This window comes from Ruegeria sp. K7 (assembly GCF_056531785.1).
In genome coordinates, this window is the sequence record NZ_JBQFMJ010000005.1 from 17,837 (window position 1) to 42,023 (window position 24,187).

General features: G+C 57.1%; 22 protein-coding genes and 1 pseudogene. 4 read left to right on the forward strand and 19 right to left on the reverse strand.

Annotated features, from left to right (window positions below):
• A complete protein-coding gene (locus ACR0FE_RS10555; RefSeq protein ID WP_480491726.1) occupies positions 1-765 on the forward strand; it encodes an SDR family oxidoreductase in 765 nt (254 codons plus the stop codon).
• A 30-nt stretch (positions 766-795) separates the two neighbouring features.
• Here the strand turns inward: ACR0FE_RS10555 and ACR0FE_RS10560 are convergent, their stop codons facing one another.
• From ACR0FE_RS10560 to ACR0FE_RS10590, 7 genes are all read right to left on the reverse strand, one after another.
• Positions 796-1,215, reverse strand: coding sequence for a secondary thiamine-phosphate synthase enzyme YjbQ (locus tag ACR0FE_RS10560; protein WP_170614470.1), 420 nt, complete (start codon positions 1,213-1,215; stop codon positions 796-798).
• A 112-nt stretch (positions 1,216-1,327) separates the two neighbouring features.
• A complete protein-coding gene (locus ACR0FE_RS10565; RefSeq protein ID WP_170614471.1) occupies positions 1,328-2,191 on the reverse strand; it encodes a sugar phosphate isomerase/epimerase family protein in 864 nt (287 codons plus the stop codon).
• Positions 2,192-2,202: 11 nt separating this feature from the next.
• Positions 2,203-3,093 (reverse strand): NAD(P)-dependent oxidoreductase, encoded by an 891-nt coding sequence (locus ACR0FE_RS10570; protein ID WP_480912728.1) that lies wholly within the window; start codon positions 3,091-3,093, stop codon positions 2,203-2,205.
• A 223-nt stretch (positions 3,094-3,316) separates the two neighbouring features.
• Positions 3,317-4,498, reverse strand: a complete 1,182-nt coding sequence (gene uxuA / locus ACR0FE_RS10575) for a mannonate dehydratase (RefSeq protein WP_170614473.1) — start codon at positions 4,496-4,498, stop codon at positions 3,317-3,319.
• Complete coding sequence (locus ACR0FE_RS10580) at positions 4,495-5,547, reverse strand: Gfo/Idh/MocA family protein (protein ID WP_480912729.1); 1,053 nt, start codon at positions 5,545-5,547, stop codon at positions 4,495-4,497. The genes uxuA and ACR0FE_RS10580 overlap by 4 nt, the downstream gene beginning before the upstream one ends.
• Entirely contained in the window at positions 5,544-6,545 is a 1,002-nt protein-coding gene (locus tag ACR0FE_RS10585; RefSeq protein WP_170614475.1) for a Gfo/Idh/MocA family protein, read from the reverse strand. The genes ACR0FE_RS10580 and ACR0FE_RS10585 overlap by 4 nt, the downstream gene beginning before the upstream one ends.
• Positions 6,542-7,558 (reverse strand): Gfo/Idh/MocA family protein, encoded by a 1,017-nt coding sequence (locus ACR0FE_RS10590; protein ID WP_170614476.1) that lies wholly within the window; start codon positions 7,556-7,558, stop codon positions 6,542-6,544. Before ACR0FE_RS10590 ends, ACR0FE_RS10585 begins: the two co-directional genes overlap by 4 nt.
• 123 nt (positions 7,559-7,681) lie before the next feature.
• On the opposite strand from ACR0FE_RS10590, the gene uxaC reads away from it, so the two are divergent.
• Together uxaC and ACR0FE_RS10600 are read left to right on the forward strand one after the other, a co-directional pair.
• Positions 7,682-9,025 carry a glucuronate isomerase gene (gene uxaC, locus ACR0FE_RS10595; protein ID WP_480912842.1) on the forward strand — a complete coding sequence of 448 codons (1,344 nt, stop codon included), beginning with the start codon at positions 7,682-7,684 and terminating at the stop codon, positions 9,023-9,025.
• Entirely contained in the window at positions 9,026-10,219 is a 1,194-nt protein-coding gene (locus ACR0FE_RS10600; RefSeq protein WP_170614477.1) for a mannitol dehydrogenase family protein, read from the forward strand.
• On the opposite strand, the gene ACR0FE_RS10605 is transcribed toward ACR0FE_RS10600, so the two are convergent.
• From ACR0FE_RS10605 to ACR0FE_RS10650, 10 genes and pseudogenes are all read right to left on the reverse strand, one after another.
• The gene (locus ACR0FE_RS10605; RefSeq protein WP_170614478.1) at positions 10,209-11,072 is read right to left on the reverse strand and encodes a sugar kinase; all 864 of its coding nucleotides are present in this window, start codon (positions 11,070-11,072) and stop codon (positions 10,209-10,211) included. The two genes, ACR0FE_RS10600 and ACR0FE_RS10605, sit on opposite strands and share 11 nt — an antisense overlap.
• Positions 11,069-11,950, reverse strand: a complete 882-nt coding sequence (locus ACR0FE_RS10610; RefSeq protein WP_170614479.1) for a DMT family transporter — start codon at positions 11,948-11,950, stop codon at positions 11,069-11,071. The genes ACR0FE_RS10605 and ACR0FE_RS10610 overlap by 4 nt, the downstream gene beginning before the upstream one ends.
• A 3-nt stretch (positions 11,951-11,953) precedes the next feature.
• Positions 11,954-12,880 (reverse strand): annotated as a pseudogene (locus ACR0FE_RS10615) (NAD(P)-dependent oxidoreductase); the annotation flags it as partial.
• A gap of 100 nt (positions 12,881-12,980) precedes the next feature.
• Positions 12,981-13,985: a Gfo/Idh/MocA family protein gene (locus ACR0FE_RS10620; RefSeq protein WP_480912730.1), complete on the reverse strand. Its 1,005-nt coding sequence runs from the start codon at positions 13,983-13,985 to the stop codon at positions 12,981-12,983.
• Positions 13,982-15,484 carry an altronate dehydratase family protein gene (locus ACR0FE_RS10625; RefSeq protein ID WP_170614481.1) on the reverse strand — a complete coding sequence of 501 codons (1,503 nt, stop codon included), beginning with the start codon at positions 15,482-15,484 and terminating at the stop codon, positions 13,982-13,984. Before ACR0FE_RS10625 ends, ACR0FE_RS10620 begins: the two co-directional genes overlap by 4 nt.
• A 24-nt stretch (positions 15,485-15,508) precedes the next feature.
• On the reverse strand, positions 15,509-16,459 hold the full coding sequence (locus ACR0FE_RS10630; RefSeq protein ID WP_480489585.1) for a phytanoyl-CoA dioxygenase family protein: 951 nt from the start codon (positions 16,457-16,459) through the stop codon (positions 15,509-15,511).
• A 10-nt stretch (positions 16,460-16,469) separates the two neighbouring features.
• Positions 16,470-18,092 carry a TRAP transporter large permease subunit gene (locus ACR0FE_RS10635; RefSeq protein ID WP_170614483.1) on the reverse strand — a complete coding sequence of 541 codons (1,623 nt, stop codon included), beginning with the start codon at positions 18,090-18,092 and terminating at the stop codon, positions 16,470-16,472.
• Positions 18,092-18,934 (reverse strand): TRAP transporter small permease subunit, encoded by an 843-nt coding sequence (locus ACR0FE_RS10640; protein WP_480489586.1) that lies wholly within the window; start codon positions 18,932-18,934, stop codon positions 18,092-18,094. Before ACR0FE_RS10640 ends, ACR0FE_RS10635 begins: the two co-directional genes overlap by 1 nt.
• A 16-nt stretch (positions 18,935-18,950) precedes the next feature.
• Complete coding sequence (locus ACR0FE_RS10645) at positions 18,951-20,120, reverse strand: mandelate racemase/muconate lactonizing enzyme family protein (RefSeq protein ID WP_170614484.1); 1,170 nt, start codon at positions 20,118-20,120, stop codon at positions 18,951-18,953.
• Positions 20,121-20,199: 79 nt separating this feature from the next.
• The gene (locus ACR0FE_RS10650; protein WP_170376099.1) at positions 20,200-21,213 is read right to left on the reverse strand and encodes a TRAP transporter substrate-binding protein; all 1,014 of its coding nucleotides are present in this window, start codon (positions 21,211-21,213) and stop codon (positions 20,200-20,202) included.
• Between the two features lie 198 nt (positions 21,214-21,411).
• Here ACR0FE_RS10650 and ACR0FE_RS10655 point away from each other — a divergent pair, with 198 nt between their 5' ends.
• A complete protein-coding gene (locus tag ACR0FE_RS10655) occupies positions 21,412-22,062 on the forward strand; it encodes a GntR family transcriptional regulator (protein WP_170815678.1) in 651 nt (216 codons plus the stop codon).
• Here the strand turns inward: ACR0FE_RS10655 and denD are convergent.
• Positions 22,059-22,994, reverse strand: a complete 936-nt coding sequence (denD, locus tag ACR0FE_RS10660) for a D-erythronate dehydrogenase (RefSeq protein ID WP_480912731.1) — start codon at positions 22,992-22,994, stop codon at positions 22,059-22,061. The genes ACR0FE_RS10655 and denD overlap by 4 nt on opposite strands.
• A 29-nt stretch (positions 22,995-23,023) precedes the next feature.
• A complete protein-coding gene (locus ACR0FE_RS10665; RefSeq protein WP_170614487.1) occupies positions 23,024-23,908 on the reverse strand; it encodes an NAD(P)-dependent oxidoreductase in 885 nt (294 codons plus the stop codon).
• Between the last annotated feature and the right edge of the window lie 279 nt (positions 23,909-24,187).

A 24,187-nucleotide genomic window follows, 5' to 3' on the forward strand; every position in this document is an offset into this window, starting at 1 on the left:
ATTTTGCAAAGTTTCGACCTGACGGGAAAGACGGCTCTTGTGACTGGGTGCAAACGCGGTATCGGGCGCGGCATGGCCGAGGCATTGGCATCGGCCGGAGCCGATATCATCGGAGTGTCGGCCTCGCTCGAGCTGTCCGGGTCGGATGTCGAAAAAGCTGTGACTGCGATCGGGCGCAATTTCCGGGCTTACCAATGCGACTTCTCGGATCGCGCCGCGCTGCACGGGTTCATTGATCAGTTGAGGGCCGACGGACAAACCCCTGATATCCTTGTCAACAATGCCGGCACGATCAAACGCAAACCCGCCGCTGAACACCCGGACGACTGGTGGGACGAAGTGATTGAGGTGAACCTGTCCTCGCAGTTCGTTCTGTCTCGCGAGATCGGCAAGGACATGCTGACGCGCGGATCGGGTAAGATCATTTTCACAGCTTCGCTGCTGACATTTCAGGGCGGCATTACCGTGCCGGGATATGCGGCCTCGAAAGGTGGGATTGGACAGCTGACCAAGGCTTTGGCCAACGAATGGGCCGGGCGGGGCGTGAATGTGAATGCGATCGCGCCTGGCTACATCGCGACCGACAACACTCAAGCCCTGCGGGATGATCCGGTCCGATCGAAGTCGATCCTTGAACGAACACCCCAAGGCCGTTGGGGTACGCCTGATGACTTTGCCGGACCGGTGGTCTTTCTGGCCTCTGCCGCGTCGGACTTCGTCAACGGTGAAATCCTTGTCGTCGACGGGGGCTGGATGGGGCGGTAGCACTGCCAACGCCCCATTTAATTCAAAGTCTCATGTCCCGATGTAGTGCACCTTCAATCGGCGGGTTCTTGGCGCCTCTCGATGTTCGAACAGGTATAGGCTTTGTACGCGGCCCAGAGAAAGCTGCCCCTGTTCGACCGGGACGGATATCTGAGTTTGCGTCAACAGCGCCCGCAGATGCGACGGAGCGTTGTCGTCCTCGGTCGGGCGGTGATGATACCTCCCTGGTGACTTGGGCACGAGTTTCTCGAAGAACGTCTCGATATCCTTGCGAACGTCGGGATCGGCATTGGCCTGCACCAACAGCGCAGCACCCGTGTGGACGCACCAAAGGGTCAGCAGACCCGAGACAAATACACGTTCGGACACCGCACCCTGAACCATCCCGCTGATGTCGGTGAGGGATTTGCCGGGCGTTTCAATGGACAGGTCAAAAAACTCTTGCTTCATCCAGCTGGCCTTTTCCTTGATTTAACGCGAACGCGCCCAGTTTTCTACACTCCGCTTGGCGTTCAGTAGCGGGGTTCAAACATATGATTTTGAACGCATATTGACTGTAACCTTATGCAAACAGGCTTTTGAACTTGTCCACACACAGACGAAAACCATCTTCGAAGTTTCCGTTGCCGGGGTGATAAACACTCTCGAAGGAAATGACGCCATCGTAGCCATCGGATCTAAGCGAGTCCGCGATGGGTCGGAACAGAGGCGCAAGCTGACCTTCCCCAATACGGCGCACTTCCAGCGTTGCCCTCGGCGTGTCGACCTTTACGTCCTTGATGTGAATGTGACCCAAGTAGCCGCCGCGCAGTTCTTCGTAACCGTCCGGGTACGCCAGTTCATGGCACCAGCAATTATTTCCGGGGTCCCACAGCACTTTCAAAGTGTCTTTTGCGTCTAACTCGTCGATCAGCTTGCGGGCTGTATAGTTGGAATTGACCAGCGTGCCGTTTCCGGTTTCCACGACGAGAGTCGCGCCTTCAGCTCTTGCCAGTTCAACCGCCGGCGCGATGAGAGGCAGCATCGTGTCCCATACGCCATGCGCCACGTTCCACTTTTCGGCGCCGTTTTTTCCCCAGAGTATCTGCTCTTTTCTTTGGGTCATGATCCGAACGAGCGGAGACCCAACAACATGCGCCATGTCGATTACGCGTTTCAAAGCGTCCATATGCCGAGTGTGCAGGTCGTCGCCGGGTCTGTTGGCAGCTGTCATCCCCGCAAAGATATGGCGCGAGAGACATGACACCGGCTTGCCCCGGTCGCGCAAGAGCGCGTCGATCTCGGCAATTTCTTGCGGGGAATGGTCTCCGACCTCTGTATCGCCAACGAATTGAAGCTCTGCATAGTCCAGACCGAACTCGTCCATTACGTCCACGGTATGCCGCAGATCGCGGGAAATGCCGTCGCAAATCACACCTAATTTCATGTTCGACCCCCTCAGCGATGCAATTCTGCGCCAACGATCTCTTCGATGACGCGGGTACACACCCAGTTGTCGCCGTTTGGGTATTTGGTTTTCCCGGCGTGAAAGATCTGCATCGCGGATGACGCTGTATGCATAGGAACGCCCAACGCACCGGCCAGTGCCAGAGAGATCGTCAGGTCCTTGTGCATGGTTGCGATATGGCTGCCGGTAGCCTCGAACTTGCGATCAATGATGTTTTCAAGGGCGGTATTCACGACTCCGCACCCTGCGCTGGAGGACGAGAACACATCAAGCAATGCCTGACCTCTGACACCGGCTTTGGCCGCTAAGGCTGCAGCCTCGAATGTGGCGGAAAAGATCGATCCGATAAGGGATTGTAGGCAGGCTTTCACGGTTTGCCCGTCGCCGGCGTTTTCTCCGACCCGATGAATGGTTGCCGACACTGCCTGCATGACTTCGGCATTTCGATCCAGAACATCCGAAGCTCCGGCAGCCATCATCGTCAATGTGCCGTTCTGCGCGCCGGGAAAACCACCCGAAACCGGAGTGTCGATCAGGTGGATGCCCGAACCTTCCATGTCTTGCCCGATAGCGCTTGCTTCGGCCGGGTTAATGGTCGCCGACAGGATGACCGTTCCGCCTTTGGCCATGTTCGCAACCAGCCCGTTTTCACCCAAAATGACATCGCGGGCCTGATCTCCGTTCATCACCATGACAAAAACAGCGGCTGCGTGACGGCCGACCTGTCCCACGCTGTCCTCGGCCAGGCCGCCCATGTCGGTAAATGCCGTCATGCGTGTCTCGCTCAGGTCGAAACCGGATGTTTCAAAGCCATTCTTGATCAGGTTCTTGGCAAGGCCGCTGCCCATGTCGCCAAGACCAATTACGCCTGCTGTTTTCATTTGGAATCCTCCCGTTTTTCTGCCATTTCCGTATGGCAGACGTTTCGAAAATGATGCCCAATCGCATCGGTTTTCGCGGGAGTTTCACGCGTCTTGAGCAGACGTCGGGCGAGTCCGGAAGACACCCCGCTGCCCGTTTACGTGCCGTAAGTAAACGAAGAATGCAGCGCTCAGGCAAGCAAAGAAGTGTTGCGTGTGGAAAGAAACTGTCTGATCCGACGCGTTACGAGAATGCCGCCATTATGCCGCGTAGTTCCGCCAGCCCGCGCATTCGTCCGATCAGCGGATAGCCAGGAGTGCTGTGTCCGCCCAGATCGCTCAGCAGTTCTTGTCCGTGGTCGGGCCGCATCGGAATTTGCCAATCGTCACGTCCTTGGGATTTGCGGCGGCGCTGTTCGTTCATCAACTCGCGAATGGTGCCGACCATGTCGGTGTCGCCCTCCAGATGCGGGGCCTCAAAGAAATCCGGCTTCTGGCTGTCTGATCCGGCGATGCGTTGGGTATTCCGCAGATGGACAAAGTGAATCCGGTCGCCATGCCTACGCACGAAGTCCGGCCCATTGAATTCGGGGGACACTCCCAGCGATCCGGTACACAAGGTTGCGCCGTTCGCCTGCAAATCAACCGCATCCAGAACGGTGCCGTAGTCATCGGTGCTTGACATGATCCGCGGCAGACCGAGCAACGAGAACGGCGGATCATCCGGATGACAGCACAAGCGCAGGTCCAGGTCTTGGGCCACTGGGGCGACCTCAGACAGGAAGTCGATGAGGTTTGCGCGAAGCCGGTCACGGTCTATATGCGCATATGTCTGCAACAAAGCGCGCACGTCCTGCACGCTCCACTGATCATTGGCGCCGGGCAGCCCCGCAGTGACATTGTGTTGCAACTGGGCCTTGGATTCATCCGACATGCGCAAGAAGCGATCCTTGGCCGTTTGCTGGACATCGCTGGAATAGTCTTCGGACGCGCCCGGACGTTCGAGAATATATATGTCGAAAGCAGCAAAATCGGTCAGGTCGAACAGCATGGCCGTTCCGCCATGCGGCTGCGGGGCGCGAAGGGCGGTGCGGGTCCAATCTAGGATCGGCATGAAGTTGTAGCAAACGACTTTGACGCCACGGGCGGACAGGGCCCTGAGGCTGGACTTGTACGCCTGCAGATGCTCGGCCATGTCTACGGATTGCGTCTTGATCGCCTCCGAGACGGGCAGGCTTTCGACAACGTCCCAACTGTACCCAGCAGCAGCCAGAACTGCTTGCCGGTCGGCGATGTTCGGTTCGTCCCAAGGCTGTCCCGGCGGGATGTGATGCAGTGCGGTAACGATGCCCTGAACCCCGACTTGATGGAGATTGGCCAGGGCGATCGGATCATCGGGTCCGAACCAACGCCAGCATTGTTTCATGGCAGCCATCCTTCATACAGCGGGTGATCGGGCTTGATGGGAAGGGCAACACGCTGCCCGGTGCGCGCCGCGTAATAAATCGCCGTCACAAGGCCAATGGACGCAGCGCCGTCCTGCAGCGTAACGGCAGAATTTGCCTCGGACCGCAACGCCTTGCCGACTTCGGTAAAGAACCCTTCGAAGCCTGTTGGTTCGGCAGCGGCGGCTGCAAGGGCCTCGTCGATAGTGGCTTGATCCACCGGGTCCCGCGCAACGAATGTCCAGGGCGTTTGACCCGGGGCATAGGGTTCCGTGCCAGAAGTGGCGGTCACCTTTTCAAAGACGAACCGCAGGCGGGTTTCGTCCGTGGCGGCGCCCAGTGTGATATTGCTTGTGCACAAGGCTCCGGAAGACATGCCAAAGCAGATCGCGGCGCAGTCTTCGGTCTCGATCGGGTTGACCCGCGTTGTGGCCATTGCAGACACCCAGGCGATATCACCCGTGATATTCGTCAGCAGATCATGGTTGTGGATGGCATGGCCCAGTACTGCGCCGCCGCGTTCACCAGCCCATGTTCCGCGCCACGGAATGGCGTAGTAGTCTGCACCTCGGGACCAATGGGTTTCAAGCGCGGCAGTTTGAACCGCTCCGGTCAGGCCTGCGCGTTGCAGGTGGCGCAATTGGGCCAGTGACGGCCCCCACCGGTATTGAAAAACTGGAAACACATGCTTGCTCGCGCTGCTTGCGGCTGCCGTGATCCGATCCACATCCTGCATCGAGGTCGCAACAGGCTTTTCGCAGACAACGTGTTTTCCTGCGGCCAGTGCCTCTAGAGTGGTCGGTACATGCAGATGGGGCGGCAGGCAGATGTCGATGACATCAATCGCCGGATCATCCAGCGCGTCTTGAATGTTGGTCAGTGCTCGAAAATTCGCGTTCTGTCGAATCTGTTCGATCCGGTCCGTATTCTGGTCGACCATGGCGGCTACGCGGAAGTCGCGGTCAAGCCGTTTCAGTGCGCTCAGATGTTGCGCACCGATACCTGCGCCAAGGATCGCAACGTTGATCATCTGCGTTCCGCCATTTCCTGCGCGCGCAGCGCGAGTTCCAAGACCGTAAAGCAGTGGGTCTGCGTCATCGCGGTTTCGGTCCGGTTGCGGATGTCATCGGCGAGGCGCGAAAAGTAGGGAAGGCCGGCGTCGGTCGCGTTGATCTTTTGGCAGGTTTCGCCGTTGACGAAGATCAGATGGTCTGTTCCCGAGGCTCCACCCACATCGACGTATTTCCGCAACTCGATATATCCTTCGGTGCCCAGGATCGTCAGGCGACCATCCCCCCAGTTTGGCAAGGCATCCGGAGTAAACCAGTCAACCCGGATGTACCCGGTGCCATTCTCGCTGCGCAGATTTAGCTCTCCGAAATCCTGCAATCCGGGATCCTTGGAGTTTGCGTAGTTCGCCACATAGGCGTTTGTGATTTTAGCGGTTTCCGAACCTGTGTAATGCAAGAACTGATCGATCTGATGCGAGGCGATGTCGGTCAGAATGCCACCGTAGCGATCACGCTGAAAAAACCATTCGGGCCGGGTTGCCCGGTTCAATCGGTGCGGGCCAAGTCCGACCGTCTGGATCACGCGCCCGATGGCACCGGCCTCGACCAACTCGGTCGCTCGGGTGCTGACGGGCGTTTCAAATCGTTCAGAAAAATTAACCGACCAGATGCGACCGGTGTCCACGACTGTTCGCTTGATCTGGTCGAGTTGCTCGAACGTCGTGCAACCTGGCTTGTCGCTCATGACATCCATGCCGTTTTGCATGGCACGGATAGTCAACGCAACCCTATCTGCCGGTATTGCCGAAATCAGCGCTAGATCCGCCCCGCATGTTAGGGCGTCTTCCAGTCGGGCCAGCCGCGGAATGTCGGGAAACCTTTTGACGTAGCCCGCCAGCGTTTCGGGATCGCCTTGTGTCCAATAGCCAACGCAGTCCACTCCGACTTTGCGCATGTTTTCCGTCATGCCATAGATATGGCGGTGGTCCAGGCCAAGGGCGACGCAGGTCAGGCTCATGAGGCGACTCGTGTTTTCTGGCCGGTTCGATCGGCGATCTGCATCGCGTCGATGACGGCGTGGGTCAAAAGGGCACTGCGCCCGGTGGCCATCGGCCGCGTTCTACCGGCAACAGCCTTGGCGAAATCCTCGATAACTGCCTGGTGCCATTCATGGGTGAACGCCATGGGATCCGCCCCTCCGCCTGTGGCGGACGTTTCGCCAACAGTGGATTTCTGACCATCGAAAGTGGTCAAGGTCAGGACACCTGACTCCAGATGCGCTTTGGCGCGGGTGCCCTGGATCGTGATAGATTCAGCGGCCCCAGGATATTCTGCAGTAGTCGCCATCAAAGTACCCACTGCGCCGCTATCCATTTCAAAGATTGCACCTGCCCAATCCTCGGCCTCGAGATCGTGTAGTGGAGTTTTTCTCATCACAGCCTGAATGTCCGAGATTGGCCCCAGCAGCCACATCCCAAGGTCAAGCGTGTGGATTGCCTGCGAGATCATGACACCGCCTCCGTCGCGTGCATAGGTGCCTCGACCTGGCTCGTCATAGTAGCTCTGATCGCGCCACCAGGGGACACGGATCTCCACTGTGGCGATCGCGCCCAGCTCACCCTGTTTAATGGCTGATTTCAGCGCCTGCGAGGCGGCGCGGGCGCGGTGCTGAAAGACGATACCCAGCGGCACACCAGACACCTCGCACTGCTCGACAATGGCTGTCGCGGCGTCCAGCGTTCTTTCGATAGGCTTTTCCATCAGGATCGGTTTCGAAGCGGTCGCAAGAACCCGCACCAACTCTGTGCGCTGATCGGGCGGGGTTGCGATGATCGCAAAGTCGACGTTTGGGTCGTTGGCGATTTCCTCGACCGAGCTGTACGCGCGGGTGTCGTTTCGCTGCGCGAACTCAGCTGCTTTTTCAGGATTGCGCCCGAGGACGCCGGCAAGATTGAGGCCTTGCTCCGATGCCCGAATTGCAGCGACATGCGTGCCCGAAACCATCCCTAAACCAATCAGCGCAATATTCATTCATTCCCCCGGATAACCCGTTCAGTCTGCGGGTTCGAACGGGAAAGATGCAACCATTAAAAACTGTGTTTACAATTGCGGGCAGCAGTATCGGAGGCAGAATTGACTGGTAATTTGAATGGGATGGCAGAAGACCTGTACCTGGGCATCAAGGACCTCCCGATCGTGTCCCCGCATGGTCACTGCGATCCGGGGTGGTTCGCAACCGATGAGCCGTTTCCCAACCCGGCAGAGCTGCTGGTGGTTCCCGACCATTACGTGTTTCGTATGCTCTATTCGCAGGGCGTTCCCTTGTCCGAACTTGGCGTTGGGGAAGAGGGGCGAAAGAAGGATCCTCGCGCCGTTTTCCGCACCTTTGCCGAGCACTGGCATCTGTTTCTGGGAACGCCATCCCGGATCTGGATGAACTATGTGTTGCATGAAACGCTGGGCGTGTCAGAGGAGTTGTCTCCGCGCACGGCAGACCAGGTTTACGATAAGATCTCAGAAAAGCTGGCGCGACCCGAATTTCGCCCGAGGGCTTTGTTCGACAAGTTTGGAATTGAGTTTCTGGCCACCACGGATTCTGCTCTCGACGGTCTCGAGGAGCATCGGGATATCCGTGCAAGCGGTTGGGGCGGGCGGGTTGTTCCGACGTTCCGCCCAGACGGGGTTTTGGATGGGGCGGACCCGGATTTCGTACAGAATCTGAACAAGTTGGCCGAGCTGACAGGCTGCGATCTGGGCAGCTATGATGGCTACCTCAACGCGCTGCGAAAGCGGCGGGCTTATTTCATCCAGCTGGGCTGTACGGCTACCGACCACGGTATCGAACGCGTGCAGTCCGAGTGGCTGGAAGACCCGGATGCGCTGTACAAACGGCTCAGACGGCGGGAAGGGACCGAACAGGACGCTCGCCGGTTCTATGGTCATATGCTGATCGAAATGGCGCAGATGTCTGTCGACGATGGTCTGACCATGCAGATACATGCAGGCAGCAAGCGCAACACGAACGACGCGGTAATGCGGGACTTCGGACGGGACAAGGGGGCCGACATTCCAGTTGCGATGGATTGGGTCACGGGCCTTGAGGCGCTGTTGAAACGGGTCGGAAACTCGCCGGAACTGCGGATCATACTCTTCACATTGGACGAAAGCACCTATGCCCGTGAACTTGCCCCTATGGCGGGACATTGGCCGTGCCTTCGGATCGGACCGCCTTGGTGGTTCCACGACAGCCCGGCCGGGATTGCGCGGTATTTCGACCGGGTGGTTGAAACGGCCGGATATTACAACCTGGCCGGGTTCAATGACGACACGCGGGCTTTTCTGTCCATTCCTGCACGACACGACCTCTGGCGGCGGGGAGTGGCGATTCATTTGGCCGAGCAGGTTGCTCGCGGCTATTTCGGTCGGGACAGTGCCGAGCATTTGGCGCGGTTGCTCGCGGTCGACCTGGCGAAACAGGTTTACGGGTTGCAAAGCTAGATGGGTACAATTCTTCACTTCGGCCTTGGAAACTTTGCCCGGGCGCATTTGCTGGACTACACCGATCAAGCGGGCGGATGGGACGTTGTCGGCGTCAGCCTGCGTTCATCCTCGGTTCGGGATGGATTGGCCCGACAGGGTTTTGAGTACGATCTGTGCGTACAGGGGCAGGGCGTCCGGCGCATCAAAGCTCTGCGGGACGTTCTGGTCGCGCCCGTGGATCGCGCGGCGATTTTCGATGTGATGGCGGATGCCGAGATCATCTCGGCGACCGTCACCGAGAAAGGCTATCACTTGGACGCCTTCGGCAAGCTGAACCTTCAGGACCCTGCGATCGCCGCCGATCTGGCGGGGCAAGGGCCTGCGACGCTGATCGGGTTTTTGGCTTCTGGCCTTGCGGAACGGCGCAAGCCTGTGACGGTGCTAAGCTGCGACAATCGCATGGAAAACGGCAATACGCTCGAAACGGCAGTCGCCGATTTTTCGGAAGCAGCCGGTCTGGACGTGGATTGGGGCGCCGTTCGCTTCCCCAACGCGATGGTCGACCGGATTACCCCGGCCACAACGGACGCCGTTCGCGCAATCAGCGGCGACCCAATGGCCGTTCCGACCGAGGCGTTCTCGGAGTGGGTGATCGAAGACAGTTTCGCCGGTCCGCAGCCCGATTGGCCGGGCGTGCAACTGGTCGATGACGTAGCCCCGCACGAGATGCGAAAGCTGCGCATGTTGAACGGTGCCCATTCCCTGTTGGCTTATGCCGGGTTGGAACGAGGCCTGACCTGCGTCCACGAAGCGGTTCGAGACCCGGTTTTGCGCCCGCTGGTTTCCGAGTTGATGAAGGATGCGGGCGCAACGCTGCCCGCTGCACTGCAAGCACAAGTTCCAGACTATGCAGAGGCTCTATTGCGCCGTTTCGAAAACCCCGAGCTGGCACACCGTCTGGACCAAATCGCGATGGATGGCAGCCAGAAGCTGCCGTATCGGTTTGTTCCTACGCTCCGTGAGACCGGCTCTCAGGCGGTGATTGCAGGGATGCGGGCCTGGATCTCCTATTGCATGTCCGAGACCGCTAAGGGCAGGGCGCTGAACGATCCTTGTGCGTTGGAAATCGCCTCGGCTGTCAAGCAGCCAGATCCGGTAGTACCGCTTTTGGGCCTTGTCGGTGCTGAGGATCTCGCGCCACTTATCCAGTAATGATCGCGCCGCGGAACTGAACAACGGTGGACGCCAGATTGTGTCCGGCCATCAGGGCCTCGGCCTGTGATTTGCCCGTCAGCAAGGCCCCGAGGTACCCACCGTTGAAACTGTCGCCCGCCGCTGTGGTATCCAGCACGTTTTTGGCAGGTTCATAGGTTTGGTCAATGTTCTGGCCGATAGACAGAGGGCCATTCTCTCCGCGTTTCAAGGCACCGACACCGTGATGATCGGCAAAGCGTGCCGCCACCTGATCCGCGCTTTCCCCGAACAGCGCCATCTCGTCGTCAATGGATGGTAGGGCAATATTTGCACGCTGCCAAAGCCGTTGGTTGATCTGCCGGGCGTGCTCGGCGCTGTCCCAAAGACGTGGACGAAAGTTGCTGTCATAGACCAACCGGGCTGAAGTGCCTTCGAGCCAGTCCAGTAGCGCAAGCCTCACCGAATGCGGAAGAATGGCCACGGAAATCCCCGACAAGTAAAGCACGTCGTAACCTTTCAGCGAGCTGAAGTCGTGATCAGCAAAAAGCTGGCGGGCGGCCGCCTCGCTGCGCCAATAGGTAAAGCTGCGTTCACCGTCCGCAGATGTCGTGATCGCGTATAGTCCCGGACAAGCGTTGGGAATGATGCGGATGCCAGATGTCCCGATGCCATGACTGGCGATAAAGTCGGCGATGCGCCCTGAGAACGGGTCGTCGCCCAGACATGTCACATACTCCACCTGCAGATCAGGAGCGGCGCGGTGCATGTAGATTGCCGTGTTCAGCGTATCCCCCGCGACGCCCACCTTTGCGCCGGTTTCCAGCATGGACAATTCGATCATTGCTTCGCCGATGCAGGCAATTCGCGTCATTTCTTTTCTCTTTTCCAGATGATGAGCCCGGCGACCATGATCAGCGCAGCCCCTGCCAACGTGAATGCGTCCGGTACCGTGTCAAAGAACAGATAGCCCCAGATCGCAACGTAGATCAGGAACGAATAGGTGAATGGCATCAACTGGTTCGCCGTTCCGAATCGATGCGCGTTCGTCAGCAGTTGATGCCCGCACCAACCAAAGACGCCAAGGCTTATCAGGACTATCAGGCTCCAAGTGTTTTCCGGCTGGACCCAAAACCAGATGGCGAAGGGCAGCAGGACCACCGTCCCGGTAAGCCCGAGGTAGAATTGCATGGTGTCCACCGCAACAACTCCGGACAGCCTGCGCGTCATGATCGAGTACAAAGCCAACGCGGTGGCATTGTAAACGATCAGAAGCATGGTCGGATGAAAGGCCGAACCAAACGGCCGCACGACAACCAACACCCCCAGAAAGCCCAGTATGATGGCCGCCCAACGCCATGGACCCACGCTCTCTTTCAACACGAAGACGGACAGGAAGCACACGATGACCGGGCTTGAGAACATGATTGCCGACACAACGGTTAGAGGCAAAAACCGCAGGGCATAAAAATTGAAAACGGTTGCCGAGATCAGCAGCAAGGCCCGGCTAATGACCTGCCATGGATGGTCAGTCTTGAAGCGGCTGGCCTCAATCCCTCCTTTGGCGATCACCCCCACAGAGATCACAAAGTGCCCCGCATAGCGCATGAACGCCAACTGAAATGCCGGCACGCCAGCCAACGCCAACCACTTGGCCCCAAGGTCCACCAGCGAAAAGAACAGCCACGCTGTCAGCATCAGCACGATGCCAAGGCGCGGCAGGTCCGCATTGGGGTTGGCGGTGACAGCCATCGATCAGGTGTTGAAACGCTTGACGTAGTAGTCAACCATCTGGCTAACCATGTCATCCGCCTGACCGTGGTCGCGCGCGTCATTTAGCGCCGAAAGCGCGCACTGCGACATCACGCTGGTGACGCCTGCATCGCGTGCCATACGGTCATAATACCCGAGGTCTTTTGCCGCGTTCTTGATGGCAAAGGCCAGCTGGTTTGGATCATTCTCGACTCCGTAGGCTTTGACGAAATCCATCATTCCGGAATGCAGCGGCCCTGCGGCCATAACGTCATACACCTGCTTGCGGTCAACTCCGGTGATATCTGCCATGGCAAACGCTTCGGCCATCGCGTTCGCAACGGTCATTCCGAAGAAGTTGTTGATCAGCTTGATCGTGTGTCCGGACCCAACGGGGCCAAGGTAAAAGACGTTTTCACCCAAATCCTTCAGTGTCGGCTCGGCCTTGTCGAAGGCAGCCTTGTTGCCGGACGTCATAATGTTGAGCTTGCCTTCGAGCGCGTGCGATGGCGTCCGGCCAAGCGGCGCATCCAGATAGCTTCCGCCAGCAGCGGCAACCTCCTCGGCCAAGGCGCGTGTGCTGCCTGGAAGCGAGGTGCCAAAGTCGATGACGATTGCTCCGGGTTTCAATCCCGCAATCACTCCATCTGCGCCGCGCATCCGGCTCTCGACCTGTTCGGAGGTGCCCATGCACAGCATCACGATGTCGCTGGCCTCAGCCAGCTCTTGGGCGTTTCGCATCTCGCGGGCGCCCCGGTCTATCGCGGCGTCCAGGTATGTGCGGTCGCGGTTTCCCAATACAGCGACCGAGTATCCTTGGTCCAACAGTCGGCTCACCATGGCTCCGCCCATTAGTCCCAAGCCGATAAACCCGATTGATGGTTTGCTCATTGGTTTCCCCTTCCGTGAATGTGTCTGGTTTTCATTCTTGTGTCTGGCGCGGGCGGCTTTGCAGTTTGAATGCTCACATTGCCCGGCGGATAATCATTGGTTTTTGAGTGGTCCGGAATTTTGCCGGGCCGCATGGCCATCACGCCGGTGCCCGCGCTCGAGCTGTTCGCGCCTTGAGCTCATGTTCGATCCATGATGTGACCTCGAGCGTCCGGGCTGCATCCTCCACGTCGATTAGTGGAGGGGCGCCGTTGATCACGTCAAGGAAGTGATCCAGTTGCGCTTCAAGCGGTGCGCGTTGTTGTTCCGGTCGTGTAAGTTGGTCTTTCTGGGCCGGAGTGCCCCAATCCTTTCCACGCCACAGGGTCATGGAGGGAAAACTGACAGCGCCGCTGGTTCCCGTGATCCACATCATGTCCTGGTGGGTCGTGCCGATATTCGGGTTCTCGCCGGTTCCGGCCTCAAACCCCCAAGGGCTAGGTGCGGTGTCGGCAAAGCTTATCGTGCCCGTCGCACCGTTTTCGAACGCGATCGCAACAGCCCCGCTCTCTATGCGATCTGATCCGCGGATTGACGCGCCGGGCAGGGCGACGACATCTGAGATTTCACCGATCACAAAGCGCAAGACATCGATATCATGCACCAGATTGATCATGACTGGACTGCCATCAGACGTCCGCCAGTTCTGTTCAAAATAGCTCTCGGGTTTGCGCATGGCCCACAGCAACGAGACGTTGATGACTTGTCCGATCGTACCTTGCACGATCACCTCTTTCAGGCGCTGCAAGGTTGTGTGATACCGCCGTTGGTGGCCTGCAAGGCTGCGGACATCGGCCTGGCGAACGGCCGTTCTAAGGCGCTGGGCATCATCGATAGATGCGGCAACTGGCTTTTCGATCAGCATGTGCCAACCGCGGGATGCGGCCAGAATGCCATGTTCGGCATGCAGGCGGGTCGGCGTCGCGATGATGACGCCATCTACCGGGCCCTTCACCTCGTCCATACTGGAAAAACGCGGCGCGTCGATCTGGATCGAGCCGTCTGGATCGGCCAATCCGACCAACATGCAGCCGGGATGCTCAATCACGGCGCGGAGGTGGCGGATTCCGATTAATCCGCCGCCAGCTACAAGGATCCGTTTCACATCACCGCTCCGATTTGCCAGGGAACAAATTCGTAGTCACCCAGGCCTTGCGCCTCGGACTTGGTTCGCGCGCCCGAGGCGACTTGGAGCAACCGTCGGTATATTTCCTGTCCTTTCTCTTCGACGCTGGCACCTTTGGTCAGAATGTCGCCCGCATCCACGTCCATGTCTTCGGCCATGCGCGCTGCCAACTCAGAGTTGGTAGCGATCTTCAGCGTAGGCGCCGGTTTGGACCCAAAGGCAGAACCGCGCCCCGTGGTGAAGCACACAAGGTTGCACCCGGCCGCGATCTGCCCGGTCACCGAGGCCGGGTCATATCCGGGGCTGTCCATGAAGGTGAAGCCTTTGGCGGTGATGGGTTCGGCGTATTTGAATACACCGGTCAATGGGGTGGTTCCGCCCTTCGCCGCTGCCCCCAGCGACTTCTCAAGGATGGTCGTCAGACCGCCTTGCTTGTTGCCGGGGCTTGGGTTGTTGTCCATCGAACCGTGATTGCGGGCGGTATAGTCCTGCCACCAATCGATCAGTCCGATCAGTTTTTCCCCAGTTGCACGACCAAGGGCGCGGCGGGTCAAAAGGTGTTCGGCTCCGTAGATTTCGGGCGTTTCCGCAAGGACTCCTGTGCCTCCTTGGGCAACCAACAGGTCGCAGGCATGCCCGAGCGCCGGGTTAGCGGTCACACCTGACCAAGCGTCCGATCCACCGCATTGCAACGCAACCATCAGTTCGGACGCAGGGGCTTCGCTGCGCCGCGCCTCATTGGCAATGGGTAGTATCTGGTTGATCTTGCTGATGCCCATTTCCACGGTCCGGCGCAATCCCGCGACGTTCTGGATGTTCATCGTCTGGAAGGTTGGACTCTGCTTCAGCCCATACGCGTCCAGTAGCCAGTCGATCTGGTTCATCTCGCAGCCCAGACCGACCATCAGAACGGCAGCGTGGTTGGGATGTTTCGCAAACCCCCACATGACCCGTTGAAGAGCTTCGAAACCGTCGCCGGAATCGGCCATTCCGCAGCCCGTTCCGTGGACAAAGGCCACCACGCCGTCGACGTTCGGAAACTCGGCCAGCTTGTCCGGCGTGAAGTGGTTGGCAATCATGCGGGCCGCAGTCGCCGAACAGTTCACGGTGGTCAGAACCGCGATGTAGTTGCGTGTGCCGACGCGACCGCTGTCCCGGTGGTAGCCCATGAACGTATCGACCGAGGTGGCAGGTTTCGTGGGTCTGTGATCCGTCGCAAACTCATAGTCCACGCTGATGTTGCGGAACTCGATATTGTGGGTGTGCACATGGTCGCCGGGTTCGATCGGCTGGGTGGCGTAACCGATGATCTGGGCGTATTTTCTGACGGGATCGCCGGGTGCAACATTCCGCGTGGCGACCTTGTGTCCCGAGGGGATGCGCGCATTGGTCGTGACATCTTCGACCATACTGCCGACCTCCAGGGGCCGAGTTGCAACCACCACGCTATCCGTTCGATCTAAACGTACAAATGTCATAGTCAGCTTTCCTGGAGGCAGCAGCTAGGCGCAGAACGGCGAGTCCGATGTCCACCGGTGAATATCTATATGCGGCTGTCCGGACAGCCTTGCCCGCGCCGCCTCCCAATTTGCCTTGCAGACACGCCAATCTCGCAGCTCGGTTTCGGGGCGCGATCTGGATCTTGCGATGAAGCTGGGGAAATGATCTCGACCTGTGGGTTGGCCCGCCGCACTGAAGCGGATGTCGAACGACCAGCGGAACCGGTCCGTTTCATTGACCAGCGAAGCATGTGGCGTCAGAGGGTGAAACAGGATGATCCCGCCCGCCTTGACAGGAAGGGGCACAGCTCGGCCTTCGTCGATGAACCCGTCGGCAATGCCTGTCTGCGTTCGCGCGCAATGCGGCAGAATGGATTGGTCCTGTGCCTTTGGCAAAACTTGTAGGCAGCCGTTTTCGACCGTTGCATCGTTGACGGCAATCCACACAGTGACCATGTCGGTCTGGTCCGCATCCTCTAGCGCAACCGCCCGGTCCTGATGCCAGTCTGTTGCGGTGATATGCGCGCGAACCTCGTCCTTGGACAGCTTGAGGGCAGGGGGCTTCAACCGAACGTGCTGGATCGGATTGCTAACCAGCTCTGGCCCGATCAACTGCTCGACAATGTCAAGCATGGGCCGGGCCGTCAGCAAGTCGAACACTGCGGGCCCGATATGGAACGGTGTTTTCGCCATGATCCGATCGCCGGGCAACGAGATGTCCAGCGGCTGGAAATAGTCGCAACCGGCTTGATAGGCGCACAGGAGTTTGTCCCAAAAAGTCATTCCTGAAGGTTCGTCCTTGACCAGCCCTTTTTCGTACCAACCGTCATAGAGCCGGTTCAGGACATCCGAGTATTCGGCCTGTACCCGATCCAGCACATCGCTGGGAATTACATCCTCGACCACGAGGTGTCCGTCCGTCTGGAACTTGCCAATCTGATCTTGTGTCAGCATGGGTGCGACCTCACAACAGCAGCGCGATGATGCCCGGCCAGATCAGAAGGACGGAAAGCGCCAGCAACTGGATCCCGATGAATGGCAGGAAGCCGCGGAAGATATCCGTCAGACTGATATGCGGCGGGGCCACCGACTTCAGGTAGAACGCGGCCGGGCCAAAAGGGGGCGAGAGAAAGCTGACCTGCATGTTCATACAGAACACGACACCGAACCAGATGGCGACATGACTCGGCTCCAACTGGCCAAAGATTCCGATTTCCTCGATGGGAAGGCGCAGGACGATCGGCAGAAAGACCGGAATGATCAACAGCACAATGCCGACCCAATCCATGAATGCGCCCATGAACAGCAAGATCAGCATCATCACCAGAATGACCAGCATGGTCGGCAGCTCCTGGCCGACGATCAGGTCGGCCACGTATTGGGGGCCGCCAGCTATGGTGTAGGCACCCGCCAGCGCGGCGGCCCCGATCGTAACCCAGATGATGGTGCCTGTGGATTTGAGCGTCCGCATCAAGCTGTCCCAAACCAGCTCTAACGATCCCTCACCCCGCAGGATGGCGATGATCAGAACGGCGAAGGCGCCCATGCCAGCAGCCTCGGTGATGCCTGTGATCCCGCCATAGATCGAGCCGAGCACGACGCCGATGACGACCAGCGGCGCGACGAGGCCTTTGCCCATTTCCCACCCGATTTTAGCGCGCGCTCTGCCAAAGACGAAGAATATCAGCAGAAGGGCGACGATCGTGATGCCGGCAAACCAGGGCAGGTAGTCAGCCGTTCCCAGCCTCGCTGGCTCGCCCTGGCTGGCAGCGTTCGAGCCTGAGAGCTCGAAAAACGCGGCCCGGACAAACAGAACGGTGGAAAATCCGGCGACAACGATGCTCATGAAGGCCCCAAACAATTTGCGTTTTTCGGCCGGTTCTGGGTCGTTTGGGTCCGGTTCCGGCAGCGGAGCGTGATGAGGATTCAACTGCGTGCGGATGATGATGTACAGGATGATCATCGAGGCCAGCATGAAACCGGGAATGAAAGACGCGGTGAACAGCGATTTGATCGAGGTTTCGGTGATCAGCCCATAGATGATCAGAACGATCGAGGGAGGGATCATGGTCCCCAGCGACCCCGAGGCGCAGATGACGCCGATGGCGAGATTCTGATCATAGCCAAGGCGCAGCATCTGGGGCAGGGCGATAAGGCCCAGCAGGACAACTTCACCACCGATGATACCGGACATGGCCGCCATGATCACCGCCATGATCGAGGTCACGATTGCGATGCCGCCGCGTGTTCTGGACAGCCAGACATTCAACGACGAATACATGTCACGCGCGATCCCGGATCGCTCTAGCAGCGACGCCATAAAGATAAACAATGGCACTGATATGAGCACGTAGTCCGTTAAGAGCCCGTATATCTTCTGCGCCAATATATAGAGCGGCCCAGTGCCTGGCCGACCGGTGAGAACCCCGTCGCCGAATGAAAACGGGTTCAAAAGCAGTGTCGGCTCGAACTTCAGGACAAGAACCAGAACCGCAAGAGAAGCAGAGGCCAGACCCAAGGGCATTCCGATCGCCAGAAGCACGATCAGGGCGACCATCAGGATGAGCGAGATTGTTCCAATATCCATCAGTCTTGTCCCACCGCTCGTTTGATCATTTCAATTTCGTCTTCGTCCGGTTCATCTGTGTGGATTTCCGGTTCTTTGTTCCAATCCGCGATCAAGTTCAAAATTGCTTGCATTGCGACGAGCGTAATCACGATCAGCACCATCGGCTGCAACGTCGCAGGGATCGGAGGGTTGAATGCAGAGCCATAAAGCTCCCATTTATAGAGCTTGTTGACGAACACCTGATTGTAGCTGCCGTAGACCAAAAAGAAGGCAAACAGCACGATCAGTATTGTCGAAACCGTATCAAAAACACGCTGAAGCCATCGTGGAACTGCGTCGTAAAGCAGGAATATTCGAATGTGACTGCGTTGCTGCATGGCGTAGTAGCCAGACATCAAAAACACAAAGCTGGCGAACCAGAGTGTCATTTCATTCGCCCACTCGGTCGGCTTTTCCAGGATATAGCGCATGAAAACTTCGTAGAGCATGACGACCGTCATGATTGCGACCATCATCATCGTCACTCGGCCTATGAACAGGGCGAAACGATCCATAAACGTCGAGCCTTCGAACTCCATCGTCGCTGGGCGCACGGTCTTGGTACCTATCACTGCAAGAAACGGCAGAAGGACGAGCGCGGCCACGTCGATGATGTCGACATACCCACTGAACACGCCAGACAATTCAGGCGTGATGTCGCTGCGCAGATATATTTCTGTTACCTGACTTTTGAGGGATTCAGAGGTGTAAGGTAGCCAATCCAATAGGAACGCTGGAAGGTGCCAAACAAGCCAACTGGCAGTCGCGACGAAGGCCAACGGTATGAGCCATTCAATTGGTCCGCCTGAATTCTTGTGCATCGCGTAACCCTCGTCCCTATCCTTCGATCCTGTAGTGATCGATAAAGTCTCGATCCGGCTCGACACCCAGTCCGGGGCCAGTCGGGATCATTACACGGCCGTTGTTGGCCTTGACCTGATTTTGAATTTCCAGCGGTACGGTCAGCAGATCGTCCCGAAACTTGTTGTCCGTTGTGTCGAACTCCAGCATCGGCTCCCATGGGTGCAAGCCGCCTGGAATTGCGGGCATGGCCGCCAGTAAATGCAGATTAGTTGTGACAGCGATGGCGCTACCCCAGACGTGATTTACGACTGGAGTGAAATGGGCGTGGCATAGGGCCAGTACCCTGAGATACTCTGAAACACCGCCCAAAGCGCATACTTCTGGCTGCGCTATATCGATGCCGCGATTTTCAAGAAGATTGCGCCAGGCCCAGCGATTGAATACCGCCTCACCGCCCGAGATGTTGACTTTCAGCGAAGTACGCAGTTCGCGGTATCCGCCCATGTCTTCTGGCGCGACGGGTTCTTCAAACCAGTATGCGTCCAGTTCTTCCAGCGCCCGACCGACAAAAAATGCGTCCGAAGTCGTATAGGCATGGTTTGCATCGACCATGAATGGAAAGTCATCACCAACCCCGCGTCGAACTGCTTCGCACAGCTTCACATCAGGCTTCGGGCCAAAGCCCGTTTTCATTTTGGTGGCGGTGAATCCTATCTCCTTGATCTTTGAGGCTTCATCCTCAAAACGGCTGGCCAGATTGGCAATCGGTTCATCCCGGAGCATCATGCCGTAGCCGTAGCAAGGAACGCTTGTGCGATGCGCGCCGCCGACAAGCTTATGGAGGGGGAGGCCAGAGACTTTGCCGGTGATGTCCCAAAGTGCGATGTCCACACCGGACAAAGCCTGTATTGGCATTCCGCTTTGGCCATGGTCTCGCAAAAGGTTGTACACCTTGTGCCAGATCACGTCTTTGTCCAAAGGGTCCATGCCAAGGACCATTGGCTGGATTACCTTTTCCACGATGGATTTGTTGGCAATAGCTACGTTTCCGGGGCCGAAGCACTCCCCCCAACCGGTTACCCCTTCATCTGTCTGAACCTCAACCAGATGGGTTGTGCGCTTGTCATAATACTGTTGCGAGTAGCCCAGAACTTCCGGCATTTCGTATTGTAGTACGTGACTTATTATTCTGGTGATTTTCATGAAGCTCTGGATCCCGGCACCGATCCGGAGAGGCCGCTAGTGCGGCCTTTCCGTGTGTCGTAAGTCGGTCGCGGCCTAACTACTGCATTGCGCCCAGGTCACGCAGGAAGTTGATGTGGCTTTCCAGCAGCGCCTGTGCTTCAGGGGTCGTTGCGAACTCAGTCCAACCGACCTGAACGGCCGCGCGATAGGCTGCCAGATCTTCAGGCGTCCATTCGTACAACTGAACACCCTTTGCTTTCAGGTCTTTTGCAGTCTGAGCGTTCTGCACTTCGTTGATGGTCGCATTGTGCAATGCCAAGCTATCCATTGCGACTTCCATGATCTTCTTATGGTGCGCAGGCATCGCTTCCCAAACGTCTTTGCGACAGGCGAGGTGATCTGCGGGCATCGAGTGGAAACCGGGATAGTTTGTGTGACCTGCGATCTCGTACAGACCCAGACCCACGTTGTTCGTCAGGTTCGCAGCATCCGCACCATCAATGATGCCGGTTTCCAAAGCCGTGAAGATTTCGTTGAAGTCCATCACGATCGGAGAAGCACCAAGTTCCGCGAATACCTTGGTTGCTAGGCCTGGAGGCGAGCGGAACTTCCAATCTTTGAAGTCTTCCACTTTTGCAATTGGCTTGGTCGAAGACAGCGACTCTGGCCCGGGAATCCACCATCCGATGAATTCCATATCGTAGCCGTTGTATAGATCATTTACAGCTTCTCTTCCGCCGCCATGAAGAAGCCAAGCCATTTGCTGATATGGGTTCTGATACCCGCCGAGCAGGTCGCCCGCAAACTGAAAGGCAGGATTTTTACCGGTCTGGTAGCCACCGCCTGTCATGTCGCAATCCAGAATTCCGGTAGCTGCGGCATCGAAGGTTTCAACTGATTTGACCACCGAAGAGGAATAGAACATCTCAACTTCGATTTCGCCGTTCGACATCTCCTGAATGTCTTCAACGAATTTTGCAGCCATCTGGCCAGACAGAGTTTCGGGCGAAAAATGGGTTTGAATTCTAAGCTTCGTGGTTTCAGCCATCGCGAAACCGGCTGCCATTGTCGTGGCTACGGCCGCCACGGCCGCTGTCTTGACTATTTTCATATTGTCCTCCCAGACGTTGAGCGTTGCGCGGAGAGGGAGATCTTGCCGCCTCCTTTGCCGTCACGCAGATAAACGTTAAGCCGACGAATCGAATGCAACAAGAAGAATTTGAAATTTCTAAAAATTTCGAGATTCTTGCGTAAATTCGAAAATAGGCTTAGTACCCTACTTGGACAAAATTTGAAGGCGCATACCGGGATGAAAGAAGAAGTCGATATTTATCAAAATCTTAAGATGCGTCTCATCTCGAATGGATTCGAGCATGGAGCCAAGGTGCGGGCCGAAGAATTACGTAAAGAGTATGGCTGTTCTGCGAGTGCAGTTCGCGAAGTCCTTTTTCGTTTGTCCGCTGTTGGATTGGTGGACTTTCAGGAACAAAAAGGTTTCCGCGTGCCAATGCGTTCGCCGCAGAAGCTTATCGAATTGACACATGTCCGTGTTTTGTTAGAGGCCGAAGGTACCGCGATGTCGATCCGTAGTGGCGGGGTGGATTGGGAAGCAAGACTGACGGCCGCGCATCACAAACTTAGCCATATCGAAAAACGCATACACGCCGCAAATGACCCGAGCGGCCTTATCGAGATATGGTTTGCCTCGGAGAGGGAGTTTCACCAAACGCTTATTTCCGCCTGCGGCTCGGAAACCTTAAAACAAATGCATAGCCGAGTTTACGCGCAGTTCAGACAGCAATTGATGGTGGCAGACCGGAACTTTGAGTTCATTTCTCAGAACATAAGACACCATGCCGATATCCTGGAGGCAGCATTGTCAGGGGATGAGCATTTAACACGCGAGAAAATTCACGATCATCTGAAACGCCACCTAACTGGAAAGACGATGGGCGACTAAAGCCGAAAATCGTCTTCCAAGTACACCTGAATGATCTCATCGAAGCTTGTTTCCGCCTCGAACCCCAACTCCAGAGCGCGATCCGTTTGAAAGTCGCGGGGCCAATTCTTGACTATCCGTTCGATTGCCTCGTCGGGTTCTCGCTTGATTAGGCCAACTGCATCTTTGCCGGCCACGGCGCGCAGCGCTTCGATTTGTTCGGCGACGGTGCAACTTACGCCCGGCATGTTCAACGCGCGTCTGTCATCCAAAAGCTGCGTGTCCATTGTTGCAGCATGGGTCAAAAAAGTCGCGGCGGCGCAGGGGCTGGCGTGCCAGTGGCGAACAGTTTCGGCAACAGGCAAGACAGCCTCAACCCCATTCAATGGCTCGCGGATTATACCTGAAAAGAAGGACGAAGCGGCAGCGTTCGCTTTGCCTGGGCGTACACACAAGGTGGGCAAGCGCAAGGAAATACCGTCGATGTATCCTTTCCTGCTGAAATCCGTGATCATCAATTCAGAGGCCGCTTTCTGCGCTCCGTAACTGGTCAAAGGTGCCGAGAGGAACTCATCGCTTATCTTGTCCGGGAACGGTGCCCCGAAAACTGCTATGGACGAGGCAAAAACCAGACGAGGCGTGTACTCGCCTCCTGATGCCTCGTGTTCATCCTTGAGTGCGTTCAGCAGTGCCCAGGTCGCCATAAGATTGACATCCCAGCCCAACGCAAAGTCTGTTTCAGCTTGGCCTGAAACGATGGCTGCAAGGTGGAATATGACGTCCGGACGCTGAGCTGCAATGGACCTGGCGGTGCCTGACGCAGCCAAGTTCCCCACAATTTGCTTACCTGGCGCACTGTCGTGCGGGAATGAGAGATCGAACAGTGAGATTTGGGCATCTGCTCCAAAAGTTTCTTGGGTCGAAATGCGATGGGCCAGTTTCTGGCCCAGCATTCCTCCACCGCCTATAACAAGTACCCGCGTCACAGCATTCCATTCCGTTTTTTGAGTTCCAGATACAAAGCCGAATGATCCAGCTCGGCCCCATCCATTTCGTTTATCAAATAATCGAAACGATCGCGCACAGATTGGGTGCTGGGTAGCTCAACGCCAAGGCTGTGCGCTTCCTCTAGTGTGTTGTCCAAATCCTTTATTTGCAACTTAGACAAACCTCCGGGTGCAAAATTTCCATCAGACATGCGTTCGCCATGTTGTTGTAATATAACGCTATCCGCAAAGCCCCCCTTAAGTGCGGCCCTCAACGCGGTGGGGTCTGCACCGCCTTGTTGAGCCAGTAGTGTCGCTTCGGCGACAGCCGATATCGTCACAGCGACAATTGTTTGATTGGCCAATTTGCACAATTGACCAGAACCACTTGGGCCAACATGCACAGGGCGGCCCATTGCTGTCAGAACCGGTCGCACACGCTCCATAACGCCCTGATCGCCACCGACCATGATCGCGAGGGTGCCAGCTTCTGCACCCATGGTGCCGCCGGAAACCGGGGCATCCAGATGCTGCACCCCCATCGAGGACAATTGCGCGGATTGCTCTCTGGCGTGTTCGGGTTTGGCGCTGGACATATCAATCCAGATCATCCCCGGTTTGAGTTGTTCGCGGAAAGCCTCATCAGAAAGTAGCGCGCCGGCCGCGTATCCATCCGAGAGCATGGTTATTATTACGTCTGCACCCGAAATCGCCAGCGGCGCAGTTTCCGCCAATTTCGCGCCTTCTGCTGTTAACGGTTTTGCCTTTTCCAAGCTGCGGTTCCAAACAGTGAGCGGAAATTCGGCGCGCAAAATATTCCGCGCCATGGGGGCACCCATCAGGCCGGTTCCCAACAGAGCCACTTTGAACTGCTTGCTCATCATCTACGTCCTTCCCAAGGTGCGCCACGCATGGTTATGGCCAAACCAAAATCTCTGTCATACGCTAACGGCTCTGGGCCCACATGCCAGAAGTCGTTGCTAAACCGCCAAGGTTTCTTTGCTTTCCGGTTGATCTGTGGAACGAAATAACACGTGTTCAACCGCCACCTTATGAGTCGGAATATTTATATGTTAGAAAGGCTTAAGGAGAAGCGCGACCTAGCCATAGCCACCTCACAAAGGATCAGAATTGCAAGCACGATTGCATCGGCAAGAAGG

What these genes read in the sequence shown, in the direction of transcription:
- ACR0FE_RS10560 (WP_170614470.1), bottom strand. Translation starts at nt 1,215, where the DNA reads ATGAAGCAAGAGTTTTTTGACCTGTCCATTGAAACGCCCGGCAAATCC.
- ACR0FE_RS10565 (WP_170614471.1), bottom strand. Translation starts at nt 2,191, where the DNA reads ATGAAATTAGGTGTGATTTGCGACGGCATTTCCCGCGATCTGCGGCAT.
- ACR0FE_RS10570 (WP_480912728.1), bottom strand. Translation starts at nt 3,093, where the DNA reads ATGAAAACAGCAGGCGTAATTGGTCTTGGCGACATGGGCAGCGGCCTT.
- uxuA (WP_170614473.1), bottom strand. Translation starts at nt 4,498, where the DNA reads ATGAAACAATGCTGGCGTTGGTTCGGACCCGATGATCCGATCGCCCTG.
- ACR0FE_RS10580 (WP_480912729.1), bottom strand. Translation starts at nt 5,547, where the DNA reads ATGATCAACGTTGCGATCCTTGGCGCAGGTATCGGTGCGCAACATCTG.
- ACR0FE_RS10585 (WP_170614475.1), bottom strand. Translation starts at nt 6,545, where the DNA reads ATGAGCCTGACCTGCGTCGCCCTTGGCCTGGACCACCGCCATATCTAT.
- ACR0FE_RS10590 (WP_170614476.1), bottom strand. Translation starts at nt 7,558, where the DNA reads ATGAATATTGCGCTGATTGGTTTAGGGATGGTTTCGGGCACGCATGTC.
- uxaC (WP_480912842.1), top strand. Translation starts at nt 7,682, where the DNA reads ATGGCAGAAGACCTGTACCTGGGCATCAAGGACCTCCCGATCGTGTCC.
- ACR0FE_RS10600 (WP_170614477.1), top strand. Translation starts at nt 9,026, where the DNA reads ATGGGTACAATTCTTCACTTCGGCCTTGGAAACTTTGCCCGGGCGCAT.
- ACR0FE_RS10605 (WP_170614478.1), bottom strand. Translation starts at nt 11,072, where the DNA reads ATGACGCGAATTGCCTGCATCGGCGAAGCAATGATCGAATTGTCCATG.
- ACR0FE_RS10610 (WP_170614479.1), bottom strand. Translation starts at nt 11,950, where the DNA reads ATGGCTGTCACCGCCAACCCCAATGCGGACCTGCCGCGCCTTGGCATC.
- ACR0FE_RS10625 (WP_170614481.1), bottom strand. Translation starts at nt 15,484, where the DNA reads ATGACATTTGTACGTTTAGATCGAACGGATAGCGTGGTGGTTGCAACT.
- ACR0FE_RS10630 (WP_480489585.1), bottom strand. Translation starts at nt 16,459, where the DNA reads ATGCTGACACAAGATCAGATTGGCAAGTTCCAGACGGACGGACACCTC.
- ACR0FE_RS10635 (WP_170614483.1), bottom strand. Translation starts at nt 18,092, where the DNA reads ATGGATATTGGAACAATCTCGCTCATCCTGATGGTCGCCCTGATCGTG.
- ACR0FE_RS10640 (WP_480489586.1), bottom strand. Translation starts at nt 18,934, where the DNA reads ATGCACAAGAATTCAGGCGGACCAATTGAATGGCTCATACCGTTGGCC.
- ACR0FE_RS10645 (WP_170614484.1), bottom strand. Translation starts at nt 20,120, where the DNA reads ATGAAAATCACCAGAATAATAAGTCACGTACTACAATACGAAATGCCG.
- ACR0FE_RS10650 (WP_170376099.1), bottom strand. Translation starts at nt 21,213, where the DNA reads ATGAAAATAGTCAAGACAGCGGCCGTGGCGGCCGTAGCCACGACAATG.
- ACR0FE_RS10655 (WP_170815678.1), top strand. Translation starts at nt 21,412, where the DNA reads ATGAAAGAAGAAGTCGATATTTATCAAAATCTTAAGATGCGTCTCATC.
- denD (WP_480912731.1), bottom strand. Translation starts at nt 22,994, where the DNA reads ATGCTGGGCCAGAAACTGGCCCATCGCATTTCGACCCAAGAAACTTTT.
- ACR0FE_RS10665 (WP_170614487.1), bottom strand. Translation starts at nt 23,908, where the DNA reads ATGAGCAAGCAGTTCAAAGTGGCTCTGTTGGGAACCGGCCTGATGGGT.